Raw genomic sequence first — 14175 nt, 5'->3', positions numbered from 1 at the left:
ACCAGCCCCCAGAATCGTTTCCGAACCCGACGTGCCCACAACTACACCGGCGACGGCTCACCTGTCCATGAGGTCCACGGAAACTGGCCCCCCGCGGTCCCGGTTCGTGATCTTCGCCCCGGCCAGGTCCCTACCTTCGGCGCTACCGAGGCCCGGAACGTCCGATGTAGACGGGGATAAGCCCGCCGTTTTCGTTCATATCGGGCAATTCTACCGCTTTCGGACATCTCCTTATACAGTCGGGGGACGCCGTTGTACGGATCGTGTACGGGCCACGCACAAGCTTCACCACATTCGCGTCGAACGAGTGAATGGAGAACGGTCGTGGTCGGGAATGTGATGGTCCGCCGCGCGGTCGCGGCAGTGCTGGCCGTGGGGGCGGTCACGGCCGGGAGCACGGCGTTCGCGGTGCCCGCCGGCGCCACGGGAGGAACCGGCGCCTGGCGCGCCGACCTGTCCAAGGTGGACAGTGATGACGTCAACGTGCAGAGTTCCGGCGGCGCGCTCACCCTTCGTGATTCCACTTGGCACAGAACAGATCTGATGACGGCGGGCAGCGAGGGTTACCTCATCTCGGGCGAACAGCCGCTCACCTCCGCGGTCAACCGCGTCACCGCGCAGGTGACCGCGGACCGCCCAGCGGGCACCGACGTCGAGGTCGACGTCCGCGGCCGCACCGGCGCCGACGACTGGACGGAGTGGACCCCGGCCGGCGCCCAACCCGCCAGCTTCGGCCGCGCGGTCAGCGTGGTCCAGACGCGGATCTCGTTGTCCAGCAAGACCGACGGCGTCCGTCCGACGGTGCGCGAGGTCGACCTCAACGGCAGCCTCGCCCCGCAGGCGGACGCGCTGCTCGCGTCCACGCCGCTGACCTACACGATCTACGCCACCCGCGAAGGCCTCGTCGGCCACACCACCGCCAACGGCCACGTGATCACGAGCAACGACCACTTCGTCGCCCTGCCCTCGGGCAAGGCGACCTCGGCCAAGGGCAGCGGCACGTACAGCGTGAAGGTGTGCCGGACCGACGGCACCCGCTGCGAGTACGCGCCGGTCTGGGACGTCGGCCCGTGGAACACCAAGGACGACTACTGGAACCCGGCCTCGGTGCGCTCGGAGTACAAGGACCTGCCGCAGGGCCAGCCGGAGGCGTACGCCGCCTACCACAACGGCTACAACAACAAGAAGGACGACCTCGGCTACACCGTCGGCAACCCGGCCGGCATCGACCTGGCCGACGGTGTCTTCGGCAGCGGCCTCGGCCTCGGCGACAACGGGAACGTGAAGGTCACCTACCTCTGGACCGGCACGTCCGCCGCCTCCGGCACCGTCAGCACCGCCGGCGACCCGGTGAACGTCCGCGCGAGCGCCACCACCTCGGGCGCGATCAAGGGCCTCGCCGCGAACTACGCCAAGGTCCCCATCGAGTGCTACGTCAACGGCGACTCGGTCACCGGAAAGCTCGGCACCAGCACGATCTGGGACCGCATCGGCGCGGGGAACTACATCTCGGACACCTACGTGCAGACCGGATCCGACAAGCCGGTGGCGCCGCTCTGCTCCTAGGGGTGCTGGTCCGGGTTCTGACCCTATGGGTTATTTACTCCGGTTGTAGTGGTCTGGTTTCTGACCACTACAACCGGAGTAAATGGGCCTTAGGGTCGTCTGGGGTGGTGTGGGTACCGGGCGACGGGCCGGTGTCGGGTGGGCGTTGGGCGCGGAAGGCCGCAGTCGGCAGGACTGCGGGGCTGGCAGGGCAGGGTTGGGCTGGTTGGGCTGGGCTGGCAGGACAGGGCTGGCCTGGGCAGGGCAGGGCAGGGCAGGGCTGGCTGGCTGGGCTGGTTGGGCTGGCAGGGCTGGCCTGGGCAGGGCAGGGCAGGGCTGGCTGGCTGGGCTGGTTGGGCTGGTTAGGCTGGGCTGGCAGGACAGGGCTGGACAGGGCAGGGCAGGCTGGCTGGGCTGGCAGGGCACGCGGTGCTGCGGCAGCACGATCATCAGCGAGTCGGCGATCGTGACGGCCACGCACTGCGCCGAAGCGGTGCCCGCGGCGAAGGTGCGCGGGCGTCTGTCCGGTCGCGACGACGGACCTCGGCCGCGACGGCGGATCTCGGCGGCGGATCTCGGCCGCGAACCTCGGCCGCGAACCTCGGCTGCGAACCTCGGCCGCGAACCTCGGCCGCGAACCTCGGCCGCGACGGCGGACCGTACGCCACCAGCACGAAGGCCACCATGCCCGGCTGGGCCCGCGTCTCCGACCGCGGCGAGCGCTCGGACTACCCGCGCCGCGCGGTGATCCCGGTGAGGAGCGACATGGATTGCCGCACCGGCCACCCGGAGTACGCCCCGTCGAGCATGCTGTGCGCCGGGAAACCCGATGTGTACACGCGCGTCTCGACGTACGCCAACGACATCGCAGCACAGGCCAGCCTCCGCTGACGCCGCAACGCGAACACCCGGATTCCACTGACGCCGCAACACAAAGGCCGCGAAAGCCGTCACGCCGGACCAACGCTTGCGGGCCCCACACCTCCTCCTCAGACACAGGCCTACCGAAACCCGACACTCAAGAAATCAAGCACTACCAACCGAACTCATCCAGAACTGCACCGGGCTCACGCACTGAGCCCCGACGCCCGCCGCGCAGTCCTGGCCGTTCCAGAGCAGAAAACCGGCCAGGAGCAGCGCGACGAGCAGCCACGGCCGCATCAGGCGGGTCAGCTGCAGCTTCGGCAGGCCGCGGCGTAGCAGGGTCTCCGCCGCGTCCGCGCAGCCCATCACTGCCGCGCCGTAGCCGTAGACGACCTCGGGTGGCGTCCGGCCGAAGCGGCGCGACAGCCGGCTGATCCCGAGGTCGGGCAGCAGGAGCAGGACCAGCGCGGCCTGGACCACCAGTGCCGCCGGGGGCACCAGCGCGGTTCCCAGCCACGGCAGCAGGCGCGCGGTCAGCACGCGCAGCAGCAGGTAGCCCAGCAGCGCGACGACCACCAGCTCGGCGGACGCCCGCAGCCAGAACGGGATTCCCGCCTGGGTGGCCGCGCCGTCCAGCAAGGACACGAGATCCCCCAGGAGCGGCACGCCCGCGACTGGGCTGAGCACCTCAGCGGTTGCCACCATCGTCCTCTTCCTCCTCGTCGTCATCGGGCAGCTCGACGCGGGTCGCCTTCGCGGTCACCGGCGGGGGCTCCGGGGCCGCGGACCTCTGGGGCAGCCCGAGCAACGTGCTGCCGGCCTCCTGCATCAGCGTGGCCACGTCCTTCCGGTTGACCAGGTTGGCGTCCAGCAGCGAATCGAGCACAGCGCTGGCCCGCTCGAAGCCCCGCTTCTTCTGCTCCATCACCAGTTCGAGCACGTCCTTGACGTCCTCGTCGTGGCCGGACAGCCGCAGGGCCAGCAGGTTCACGTCGTCCGAGCGCAGGGCGTCCGCGTAGACCTTCATGCGCTCCTGCTTCATCTCCAGGTCGTGTTTCTGCTTGAGCGCCTCGATCTCCCGGGCGAACCGTTCGGTCACCATCGTCACGGAGTGGTTGTTCTCCGCGGCCTCCACCTTCTGCTTGGCCCGCAGCCGGCTGGCGATGTGCTCGCGGATCTCCTCGTTCAGGCCCAGCACCGCGGTGCACGCGCTGAGCTCGATCGCCTCGGTGACCGTGACGGTCCGGTCCTGGTACTCGTGCTGGACCCGCTGCTCGGCGGCGGCGGACTTCTCCACGTCGAACTTGCGGGTCACGTCTCGCAGCCGCTCCTCGACGAAGTCGCGGACGAGCACCCGCGGGTCCCGGTCGTCCTTCACCGCGGCGACGACGTCCCGCACCCGCCACGTGACCCGCACGTCCGCGGAGAAGCAGAAAGCGTCGCCTTCGGCCGGCAGCTCGAGCAGGAACTTCTCCTGGTGCGGCGCGACGTCGACGAGGAACATCTTCTGGGGCGTCGACAGCCACAGCTCGCCCATGCTCAGCCGGCCGGAGCCGATCTCGTACGCCCCGGCCTTGGTGAGGTAGACGACGACCGAATGGCCGGAGGTGGCGGGATTGTTCCGCCGCAACGCGGCCCGGCTGACCTCGATCCGCTGGACGACCTCGACCGGGGGCAGCTCGGGCGCTTTCACGGCGGCGGCTTGGGGGGCGCCCTCGGCGGCGTTCGGCGTGGACTCGGCGTTGTTCTCGGTCACGGGTTCTCCTCGTTCTCCTCGGTTGTTCCTTCCGGCTCCCGCGCGAACTGCTCGAGCACGGCCTTGGCCCCCTGTGCCGGGGCGCCTCGGTCGCCGGCCCAGTCCCGCAGGTAGAACTCGATGCTGTCGGTCTCGCCGGAGCTCCGGCCGATCTCCGCCAGCAACCGGGCGATCGGCTCGACGAGCCCGGGCTCGCGCTGCGCGATCCGGAGCCACCGGTGGATCTCCAGGTAGCCGTGCCGCATGAAGTCGGCGGCGAGCAGCATCCTCGAGAACAGCAGCACGATGTGCTCCCGCTGCTCGGGCCGGCGCTCGGCCAGCCAGACCAGCACCGGCCAGCGCTCCGCGCTGCGTTCCTCGGTCACCGCGAGGTAGCGGGAGGTGATCAGGACGGCCAGCAACGCCGTCTCCCGGCGCTCGGAGAACTCGTCCTCACGCGACCAGCGGACCAGCGCTCGCAGCACCTGCTCGGGATCGGCGCGGACGAACAGGTCGCTCACGCCTTCGCCGATGCAGTACGCGACGGTCCGGTCCGCGTGCCGGGCCGCCAGCCGGAGCAGGCGCAGGGCCGCGGCCGGGCTCATCGCGGTCGTGCTGCCCAGCGCCTGCGCCGCCGTCGCCTGCAGCTCGCGGTTGCCGCGCTGGCGGACCCAGCGCGTGAGCAGCTTCGACACCACCCGCTCCGAACCGGCGGGCCAGCCCGGCACCTGGAGCGCCGCGATCGCCGCCCGGCGCTGGTCGACGTCGCCGGAAGCCGCCCAGGGCCAGAGGATCCGGTGGTAGACGTCCACGAAGTCGTGCTGGCTCAGGTAACCGGCGGCGACGCCCGCGCGGATCCGGACCTGCGGCCCCGGGATGTTGCCGAGGTCGAACAGCCAGCCCATGACGACTTCCAGCGCCTGGGTGTACTGGGACCGGACCTGTTCCAGCACCCGCAGGGGGAAACGCTCGTCGCGGAACCGCGCCTGGTGCACCCGGACCTGCCCGAAAAGCGTGTCCTGGGTGCCGGTCACCACCTCCGCGCGCGCCTGCTGGAGCCGCCGGGCGAGCGGGGTGGCGAAAACGTCGCGCGAGCGGTCCGCGCGCTTCGGGAACTCCAGCGCCAGGAAGCGGTCCGCGAGCAGCGTGGCGGCGGCGGACACCAGCTGCACCGGCTCGCCGTTCAACACGGCCAGCGCGATCACGAACGCCCGCTGCTCCACCTCCTGCTGGGTGTCGAACCACTCCCCGAAACTCGTGGAACTCGCCCGGGAATAACGCTCCCGGACGTAGTCGAGCTCGCGCCGGTCGTTCGCCACCTCGACCAGCAGCTCGCCGAGCTCGGCCAGCTCGCGGGGCGGCATGTCCTCGGTGAGCTGGTCGATGATCTCCTTCACCGCGGGCCGGGTGAGCACGTCGGTGTCCGCCGCGGCCCCGGAGGCCCGCAGGCCCAGCTCGACGTAGTGGTGCAGCAGCTGCTCCGGCTTCACCATCCCGAAGTCCTCGACGACGAGGTGGCCGATCTCGTTCAGGGCCAGCGCGGTCGACTCGTCGACGATCACGACCAGCCGGCAGCCCCGGTCCGCCATGAGCCGGCACAGGCGTTCCGCGTGGAACGCCTTGAGCTCGACGGCCTGCGCGGGGTCGAGCGACTCCAGCAGGTACCCCCGCGACGGCTCGAGGTCCTTGGCCTGCAACGACTTGAGGTCGGTGTCCGGATCGAGCTTGCGGACCCCTTCCCGGCACGCCTCGTCGAGCAGGCGCAGCGCGGTGGTGGTCCGCCCGGTCCCGCTGCGGGCGCGGATCAGGAGAACCTGTTCCCGTTCCAGGGTTTCCTTGAGATCGGTGTACCCCTTCGGTGCCACATAGGACTGCTCGATCCGTTCGAGCACCGTCACGGGCACCACGCCGCTGCGCACCTTCAGGTCGAGCTGACGGCCGTGGCCGCCGCCGTGACGGTCACCGACCTGGCCGACGTTCGTGGCCCCGAGGAAGAAGTTCGCCGTCCCCGCGGCGCTGCCGAACATCGACGCCGTCGCCGTTTCCATCTGATGGGCGAACAGGCGCCAGTTCTCCGCGCTCTCCGGATCCGCTGCCTTGTCCTGGACCGAGCTGATGTCTTCCTGGCCCTCGGTTTCAGTCCCCTTCGGGCCGGTCCCCTCCGACCCGGGACTGCCCGGCTCGGCTCCGTCCGGTGGGTTCCCGGCTTCCGCGGCCTTGGGGTCCTCGGCCGGCTGCGCGGCGTCGGGCTCGGGCGCGGAAGTGTCCGGGGTCGTGTCGTCGACGGGTTCCGGGTCAGTCATCGTCGCCCCCGAAGTCGTTGGTGGTCAGGTGGACGCCGCCGACGTTGGTGATGTCCCCGACGTGGCCCGCGCGCACGCCGCCGAAGAAGGTGTTCTTGGTCCCGCCCGCCGCGCGCTCCGCCGCGGAAGGCGGCCGGTCCGGCTGGAGCGGGCGTGGGTAGCCGGGCACCCGGACGTGCAGGCCGGTGCCGTCCGCCGTCGTCACCAGGTGGTAGAGCGCCGGGTTGCCGCCGCCGCGGCCCGGCCGGACCACGGAGTCGTAGACGCGCTGGGTCACCACCACTGCGTACTTCGCCCGCGGAGCCGCATCGAAAACACCGGTGACGGCCGCGGAAATCGCGGCCTCGACGGCGAAAGTGACGTCGAGGCAGGCCAAGCCGTGCCCGGCCGGCAGTTCCGCGCGGTGGACGGCGATCCGCAGCCGCTGCCACTGCCACTGCCGCGCGGCGACCAGCCGCTCGAGCGCGGGCAGGAGCGCGCCGACCACGTCCGCGGCCGGCATCAGGCGCTCGGGAACCACGGCGACCGCACGCATCCGCGCAACCGGCTCGGGCGCGACGTCGACCCGGCACGCGGCCAGCGCTTGCCCGAGCACCCCGGCGGGCTCCCCGTCGTCGGCCCCGTCCGCGGCCAGCGCCACCACCGACGCCGGTTCCGTCGCGGGGACCGGTTCCCTCTCCAGCTTCTGGACGAGCACCCGCACCAGCCCGGCCGGGGAGACGCGCCGCGCGTCCACGAAACCGGTGGTGCCGCGCAGGCCGGGGATGTCCGTGTCGTCGAACCGCACCGGGAGCACGTAAGCGGTGGCGCTCCGGATGGCGCGGTCCTGCGCCGAGGCGCGTTCGTGGCTCGTCCACATCTTGCGGGCGTAGGCCTCGGACGCGAACAGGACGCAGAACCGGGAAAGGCGGTTGTAGACGTCGTCGAGGCGTGTGTAAAGGTCTGCCCCCAGCAAGGAAGCCGTCTCGTCGCTGTCGTAGAACACCCGGAGGCCTGCTGCGCGCAGCAGGCCTGCCACTTCCTCGGCGTACGGGCGTTGCTCCGAAGCGAACGACAGGCAGAAGTCGTAGCTCTCGGCAGACTCGGTCATGGGCCCTCCTCGGTTCGGTCGTCATGGTCTGCGCTGAGCTGGACGTGCTCGCCTGCGGCGGGAATACCGGATGCGCGGTGATTCGGGCCAGTGCGATTCGGGGCAGTGCGGTTTGGGGCAGTGCGGTTTGGGGCAGAGTGTGATTCAGGGAGGTGGATTCGGCGTAGATCGGTAATGGACTGCCCCAGGCACGGACCTCGCCGACGGCAATCGTCTGCGAGCGCCTGGCCGTGAAAAACTCACCAGCCGGAAAGCGCGGAGACGGCAGCGATTCACGAATGACACTTCCACCGTTACCGAACTCCTCGAATGACAACGCCCTGGCGAAAATCGCCATGACCGGATTACTGGGATTTTCACCTCGGCACCCAACGACGCACTGAGATCGGCCCCCGGGAACCCGGCGTTAACGAAGTGACGAAAACGTTACTGGATCCGGGTAATCATCCTTTCGATCCACCGGCGCCCGGGGGCGGGCACCAGATTCTCGCGCGAGGGTGCCGCAGGACGGTGGACCGGCGGTGGATTCACCGTGCACCGGCCCGGGTGACACTTGTGGTTGACTCGTCGGCGTGATCCGCGAAGAAGCAGAGTCCCCCGCCGGCGGCTGGTCCCGCCTGGCTTCGACCAGCGTGTTCACCTCCCCCTGGTTCGAAGTGCGCCGCGACGACGCCGTGCGCCCGGACGGCTCGGGAAGCCCTTACGACCACGTCGTGTCGCCCGGCTCCGTCACCGTCGTCGCCGTGGACGGGCAAGGGCTGGTCGCGGTGACCCGGCAGTGGATCTACGTGCACGACGAGGTCCAGTGGCGGCTGCCCGCCGGCCGGATCGACCCGGCGGACCGGGATTCGCTCGCCGCGGCCCGCCGCGAACTGGCCGAGGAGACCGGGATCTCCGCCGAGACGTGGCGCCCGCTGGGGGCCGTCAACTGCGCGGACTCGTTCACCAATCACCGCGACCACGCGTTCTTCGCCACCGGGCTGCGCCACGGGGCCGCAGACCTCGAGCCGGGCGAGGCGGACCTCGAAGTCCACGCGCTGCCGTTCGACGAGGCGCTGGCCCTGGTCACCACCGGCCGGATGCCGCACGCGGGCAGCTCGTACGCCGTGCTGATGACCCGCACCCTCGGCCTGGCCTGAGCGCGGGGCGTTTCCCGGTTCCTGTTCCGTTGTGAAACGGGAACCTCATTGTCCGGAAGTCCGTTGGGCCGAACCCTGGGAACAGACGCGAAACAGCGTCGGAAACCCACTTCCCCAGGAGTTCCCATGTCGAATTCGTACGCCGTTTCGGCCATCGCGAAAATCATCTGCGGACTGGCCGCCCTCACCGTGCTGGGGCTGCCCGCCCTGGCCGCCGGGATGCCGCTCGCCGATGGTGGCGGCGGGACCGGGCCGACCGTCACCGCCCCGCCGTCGGCGTCACCGGACGGCCACGGCTGGATCGACTGAGAAGTGCGGCCTATTCTCGCTCATTGCCTTCCCGACGCGCAGGTGATGTACTGCCAGGAAAGCGACGGCGGCTTCAGCGGGAGGCGAAATGGCCGGCTCATTCGGCGAAACGCTGCGGCGGATCCGTGAGGGAAAAGGGATTTCCCAAGCCCGGCTGGCCACGGAGATCACCTACAGCAAAAGCTATCTGAGCAAGATCGAGAACGACCTCAAGGCACCGACCGCCGACATCGCGAAGCGGTGCGACAGCGTCCTCGGTACTGGTGGGGTCCTTTCGGCTCTCGTGCGCTCGGTCGCCGCGGCACCAAACGAAGCCGTCGAAGAGGATCCGGACGAACAGGTGTGGGTCGTCGTCATGGACGGCGAGCGCGAGCACCGTTTCCACCAGCTGCCCCGGCGGCTGGCCCAGGCCGGTCTGGGCCTGCCGCCGGGATTCGCGCTCAGCGGGTCCGCGCACGCGGAGGTCGACGAGCTCACCCTCGCCGGGCTCCAGACGTCGTTCGGCCACTACCGGCGGCTCGGCACGATGAGCGGGCCGGCCACGGTCCTGATGCAGGTCGTCTCCCACATCACGGTGCTGCGCACGCTGGCCGCCGGGGACCACCCCGCGCACATCCGGGCGCAGCTGCTCCTGCAGGCCTCACGCGCGGCCGAATACGCCGGCTGGATGAGCCAGGAGGCCGGTGACGAGCAGGCGGCCCTGTGGTGGACCCGGCGCGCGGTGCGGTACGCGACCGCGGGCGGCGACGAGCACCTGGCGAGTTACGCGCACGTGCGGCAGGCGGAAATCGCGCTGTACCGGCAGGATCCGCTGACCACGATCGAACTCGCGGCCCGGGCCCAGGACGACCGGGCGGCGGGCCCGCGCATCCTGGGACTGGCCGCGCGGTGCGAGGCGCAGGGGCACGCGCTCGCCGGGGACACCGGTGCCTTCGAGTGCGCGCTCGACCGGGCGAGCTGTCTGCTCGCCGAACGCGAACCGACCGCCTCACCGCTGGGCTCGTCAAGCGTCTCCGACGAGATCGCGCTGGCGCGAGGCTGGTCGCTGTTCGACCTCGGCCGCCCGGGCGAAGCGGCCGAGGTGCTGGACCGCCACGTCCCGGACATGGCAGTGGACGCCCGCCGGGCCCGCGCCCGCTTCGGCGCCCGTCGCGTCCTCGCCCACGCCGCGGCGGGCGAACTGGACCAGGCCTGCACACTCGCCCACGACGTGCTCGAAGACGCGGCCCACGTCGACTCCGCGACCATCCGCACGGACCTGCGCCACCTGGTGCGGATCACGGCGCGCTGGCGCACCCACCCGGCGGTCCAGCAACTGCGGCCGGCGCTGAGCACGGCGCTGCGCCTGCCTTCGGCTGGCGCCTGATCCGCCGGTGCTTGACCCAGCTGGGGCTTGACCCGGCCGATTCCTCACCTGGCCGGTGCCTGAACCAGCCGGTACCTCACCTGGCCGGTACCTCACCTGGCCAGCTGCGCGGCCGTCAGGCTGCGACCGACAATGAGCGCAGCCCCTGCGCCTACCTCCGGCCGATGCCTGCCCAGCCAGCCGCATGGCCGCCAGGCCCCGACCGGCATTGAGCGCGGCGCTACGTCTGCCTCCGGCCGGTGCCTGACCCAGCCGATGCCTGCCCAGCCAGCCGCATGGCCGCCAGGCCCCGACCGGCGTTGGGCGCAGCCCTCCGCCTACCTCCGGCTGGCGGCTGATCCAGCCGATGCCTGCCCAGCCAGCCGCGCAGCCATCAAGCTGCGACCGGCATCGAGCGCAGCCCTCCGCCTACCTCCAGCCAATGCCCGACCCGGCCCTCCGCGCGGCCATCAGGCTGCGGCCAGCGTTGGCCGCAGCCCTCCGCCTACCTCCGACTGGTTCCTTCCTCCGACTGGCGCCTGCCCCAGCGAGTCGCATGGCCGCCTGACCCGGTCAGCGTTGAACACAGCCTTCGCCTGCCTCCGGCCAGTCGCAGCCTGCCCCAGCCAGCCGCGCAGCCATCGAAATCCCCACCAAGAAACATCACTCGTCCGCAGCCACAATACACAAACAGTCCAATGTAGACACTTCATCCCGAACCCCGATCTCCTCAATCCAGTCCAGCTCACGGAAACCAGCCAGCGCCGCCCGCCAGTGCCGGGTCGCGGCGGTGTGGTCGCCTGTGCTGTGAAGGACGCGGGCCACGCCGTGGTGGGCGTGGGCCTGCCGGCCTCGGTCGCCGATGCCTGCGGCGAGGTCCAGTGCCGCGAGGTAGGCCTCGCGGGCGCGCTCGTCCTCTCGGCGGGCGTGGTAGGTCGCGCCGCGGTCGAGGTACAGCTGGGTGCGCAGGGCCGGTTCGCCGACTAGGTCGGCCACCTGCCGCGCGCGTTCGTGGAACTCGAGTGCCTCGCCGAGCCGGCCCGAAAGCCGGTGCACCGCCCCGATGTTGTTCAGCGCGTACGCCTCACAGCTGCGGTCTCCGACAGACGCGGCCAGCTCCCCAGCCCGCGCATGGTCGGCCAGCGCTTCCTCCAGCCGCCCCAGGCGCTGCCGGACCACGCCCAAGTTGTCCAGCGCGTGCGCGAGCCCTTGGGTGTGCCCGAGGCGCCGCAAGAGGTCCACGGCGGCGAGCAGGCGGCTTTCGGCGAGGTCGAAGTGGCCCAGCAGTTCGTCGAGCTGGCCGAGGTTGCCCAGTGCGTTGGCCTGGCCGCGCTCGTCGTCCAGGGCCTCGAATTTCTCCAGCGCCGCTTCGAAGTGGGCGATCGCGGACCGGGTCTCGCCTCGGTCCATGGTCACCAAGGCGATGGCACACAAGGCACTCGCCTCGCCGGCCGGGTCGTCGAGAGCGGTCCAGACCGAGAGCGCCTGCGCGGCGGCCTCGAGCGCCGGACCGGGCCGGCCGAGCTGCCGGTGCGCGCCGGAGAGCCGCAGGAGCACGCCGGCCAGGCCGTGGCGGTCCCGGCCCGGCACCTCGAGCACCTTCCTGGCCAGTTCCATGCTCTCCAGCCATTCCTGGAGATACCCGCTGACGTAGTACCACCGCCAGAGCAGCGCGGCCAGCTGCCAGGCGTGCTCGGGCCGATCGTGGACGGCCGCGTACCTGATCGCCTCCAGCAGGTTCGACCGCTCGGCCGACAGCCACGCCCGGGCCGCCCCGTCGTCGGGGAAGGCGAGTGCGACCGGGCTGTGGCGGGTGACGCCGGGCAGGCGCTCCCGCTCCAACGGGAAAACCGCCTCCACCGCACGGGCCGTGGTGACCAGGTAGAAGTCGAGCAGCCCGGCGATCGCGGCGGCGGCCCCGGCCGGCTCCGGCAAGCTCCCCGCGTACTCACGGAGCGGGTCGAGCATCAGGTACCGCTCGGGTTCGGCCTCCTCGACCAGGCACGCGCCGTGCAGGCTGTCGAGCAGCTCTCGCACCTGGGGCACCGTGCACCCCGCCACCGCGGCGGCCGCGGGCACCGCCAGGTCGACGCCCGGCAGCTCGCCGAACAACCGGAACAGATCCTGCTGCGGCCCTGGCAGTTCCCGGTAGGACACCGCGCACGCGACGGCGGCCGCGCCCTCGAAGGAAGTCGTGGCATGCCAAGGGTTCTCCTGCTCCAGCAGACCCAGCAAGTGCTCCAGCGACCAGGACCCGTGCACCCGGAACTGGGCCGCGACGACCTTGATCGGGAGCGGCACGTAACCGCACCGCGCGACCACCGCCTCGGCCTGCGCCCGCCGGCCGCGTACCCGGTCCGGGCCGGCCAGGTCGGTGAACAGCGTCGCGGCCGCCCGCGGTGGCAACGGGCCGAGGCGGATCTCGTCCTCGACCTCGACGCCCCCGACCCGGCGGCTCGTGACTATCGCCGCGCACCCCGGGGTGGCGGGCAGCAGGCTCCGCACGTGTTCTTCGGACAGCGCGTTGTCCAGGACGACCAGCGTGCTCGTGCCCGCCAATGTGGACTGGTAGAGCGCGATCCGCTGGCTCACCGTCGGCGGATGCCGTTCCGGCGGCACGCCCAGCGCGCCGAGCAGCACGCCCAGCGCGTCCGACAGGGTGGCCGGGCGCACGTGCGGCGTGAAACCGTTGAGCGGCACGAAGATCTGGCCGTCCGGCAGCCGGCCGCGCAGCTGGTGCGCCGCCTGCACCGCGAGCGCGGTCTTCCCGACTCCGGGCATCCCGCTGATCCAGACGGTGGCCGGCCGGTGCCCCGCCACCGCGGTGAGGACCCGTGATTCGACGGCCGCGAGCTCGTCACGGCGCCCGCCGAACCGGCTCGGCGGGCGCGGCAGGGCCAGCCGCGGTTCGACGAACTGCGCGAACCGCGCCAGCTTCCGCAGCTCGACCGGGATCTCCAGGCCGTACTGGTCCAGCGCCGCCCTGGTCGAGTGGTACACCTCCATCGCCGGCACGCGATCGCCGTTGGCGATCAGCGCGCGCATCAGCAGCCCGGCCAGCCGGTGCCGGGTGGGATCCGCCCGTACGACGGGCCGCAGCTGGTCGCGCACCCGGCGGTGGTTGTCCTGCAGCAGTTCGAGCTCCGCCAGGTCGCCCAGCGCGTCGAACCGGGCCTCCTCGGGTGAGACGAGGTCCGCCGCGCCGACCCGGTCGTGGTCCAGGTCCTCCAGGTACCGGCCACGCCACAGGCCCACCGCCTCGCGCAGCAGGCCCAGCCGGCGGGCGGGATCGGGGCAGCGGCTCGATTCGTCCACCAGCGCGGCGAACCGCACGGTGTCGATCCGGCCGGGGTCGACGCGCAGCACGTACCCGGTGGGCAGCCGGTCGATCACGAGTTCGTCCCCGAACCGCTCCCGGAAGAGCCGGCGCAGTTTGACGACGTAGCCGGGCACGAGGTTGGTCTTCGGCTTCACCTGCCCGGCCCAGACGATTTCGATGAGCCGCTCCACCGGAACCGCGCGATTGGCGTGCAGCACGAGCACCGCCAGGAGATACCGTTGCTGAAGGTCACCGAGGTCGACGTTTTCCGCACCGTCGTGGACTTCGAACGGACCGAGCAGCAGGATCTCCATGGCGCCCCTCGCTCGCGGTGTGACCAGGCCTCCCAGTCAACCCCATCGCCCGGGGCCGCAGAAGCGGTCCGATCCGTGAATCCATCAACGGTCCCCCCGCCGTCCACTTCCCCTGCGGCGGAGCGGAATCAAGGTCCGGTCCACGCCCGGTCCAGCGCCCGGCCGGACACTCACCGGCAGCGCCCGGATCGCCGGCGCGGGAACGTCCTTCC

Annotated in this window: 10 protein-coding genes; 5 read left to right on the top strand and 5 right to left on the bottom strand. The window is 71.2% G+C overall.

Features of this window, described 5'->3' with window-relative positions; genetic code table 11:
* Positions 1-324 precede the first annotated feature (324 nt).
* Positions 325-1566: a hypothetical protein gene (locus tag OG943_RS04945; protein ID WP_442874690.1), complete on the top strand. Its 1242-nt coding sequence runs from the start codon at positions 325-327 to the stop codon at positions 1564-1566.
* A 663-nt stretch (positions 1567-2229) separates the two neighbouring features.
* Positions 2230-2436, top strand: coding sequence for a hypothetical protein (locus tag OG943_RS04940; protein ID WP_328608473.1), 207 nt, complete (start codon positions 2230-2232; stop codon positions 2434-2436).
* A gap of 135 nt (positions 2437-2571) precedes the next feature.
* Here OG943_RS04940 and OG943_RS04935 read toward each other — a convergent pair whose 3' ends face one another.
* Genes OG943_RS04935 through OG943_RS04920 form a run of 4 tightly spaced genes read right to left on the bottom strand, consistent with a single transcriptional unit; the run spans position 2572 to position 7537 of the window.
* On the bottom strand, positions 2572-3114 hold the full coding sequence (locus OG943_RS04935; protein WP_328608472.1) for a hypothetical protein: 543 nt from the start codon (positions 3112-3114) through the stop codon (positions 2572-2574).
* On the bottom strand, positions 3098-4165 hold the full coding sequence (locus OG943_RS04930) for a hypothetical protein (RefSeq protein ID WP_328608471.1): 1068 nt from the start codon (positions 4163-4165) through the stop codon (positions 3098-3100). The genes OG943_RS04935 and OG943_RS04930 overlap by 17 nt, the downstream gene beginning before the upstream one ends.
* Positions 4162-6447, bottom strand: a complete 2286-nt coding sequence (locus OG943_RS04925; RefSeq protein WP_328608470.1) for a hypothetical protein — start codon at positions 6445-6447, stop codon at positions 4162-4164. Before OG943_RS04925 ends, OG943_RS04930 begins: the two co-directional genes overlap by 4 nt.
* Entirely contained in the window at positions 6440-7537 is a 1098-nt protein-coding gene (locus OG943_RS04920) for a TIR domain-containing protein (RefSeq protein ID WP_328608469.1), read from the bottom strand. Before OG943_RS04920 ends, OG943_RS04925 begins: the two co-directional genes overlap by 8 nt.
* Before the next feature lie 572 nt (positions 7538-8109).
* Here OG943_RS04920 and OG943_RS04915 point away from each other — a divergent pair.
* The 3 genes from OG943_RS04915 to OG943_RS04905 all read left to right on the top strand — a co-directional run bounded on the left by OG943_RS04915 (position 8110) and on the right by OG943_RS04905 (position 10351).
* A complete protein-coding gene (locus OG943_RS04915; RefSeq protein WP_328608468.1) occupies positions 8110-8676 on the top strand; it encodes an NUDIX hydrolase in 567 nt (188 codons plus the stop codon).
* A 126-nt stretch (positions 8677-8802) separates the two neighbouring features.
* Positions 8803-8985 (top strand): hypothetical protein, encoded by a 183-nt coding sequence (locus OG943_RS04910; RefSeq protein ID WP_328608467.1) that lies wholly within the window; start codon positions 8803-8805, stop codon positions 8983-8985.
* Positions 8986-9073: 88 nt separating this feature from the next.
* Positions 9074-10351: a helix-turn-helix domain-containing protein gene (locus tag OG943_RS04905; RefSeq protein ID WP_328608466.1), complete on the top strand. Its 1278-nt coding sequence runs from the start codon at positions 9074-9076 to the stop codon at positions 10349-10351.
* 642 nt (positions 10352-10993) lie between these two features.
* Here OG943_RS04905 and OG943_RS04900 read toward each other — a convergent pair.
* Positions 10994-13963, bottom strand: a complete 2970-nt coding sequence (locus OG943_RS04900; protein ID WP_328608465.1) for an AfsR/SARP family transcriptional regulator — start codon at positions 13961-13963, stop codon at positions 10994-10996.
* Positions 13964-14175: the final 212 nt, after the last annotated feature.

The organism is Amycolatopsis sp. NBC_00345 (assembly GCF_036116635.1).
In the GTDB taxonomy this organism is placed as follows: Bacteria; Actinomycetota; Actinomycetes; order Mycobacteriales; family Pseudonocardiaceae; genus Amycolatopsis.
This window is presented reverse-complemented; position numbering and strand designations above follow the sequence as displayed.

Coding starts and splice junctions, on each gene's coding strand:
- OG943_RS04935 (WP_328608472.1), bottom strand. CDS start 3,114: ATGGTGGCAACCGCTGAGGTGCTCAGCCCAGTCGCGGGCGTGCCGCTC.
- OG943_RS04940 (WP_328608473.1), top strand. CDS start 2,230: ATGCCCGGCTGGGCCCGCGTCTCCGACCGCGGCGAGCGCTCGGACTAC.
- OG943_RS04920 (WP_328608469.1), bottom strand. CDS start 7,537: ATGACCGAGTCTGCCGAGAGCTACGACTTCTGCCTGTCGTTCGCTTCG.
- OG943_RS04905 (WP_328608466.1), top strand. CDS start 9,074: ATGGCCGGCTCATTCGGCGAAACGCTGCGGCGGATCCGTGAGGGAAAA.
- OG943_RS04900 (WP_328608465.1), bottom strand. CDS start 13,963: ATGGAGATCCTGCTGCTCGGTCCGTTCGAAGTCCACGACGGTGCGGAA.
- OG943_RS04925 (WP_328608470.1), bottom strand. CDS start 6,447: ATGACTGACCCGGAACCCGTCGACGACACGACCCCGGACACTTCCGCG.
- OG943_RS04910 (WP_328608467.1), top strand. CDS start 8,803: ATGTCGAATTCGTACGCCGTTTCGGCCATCGCGAAAATCATCTGCGGA.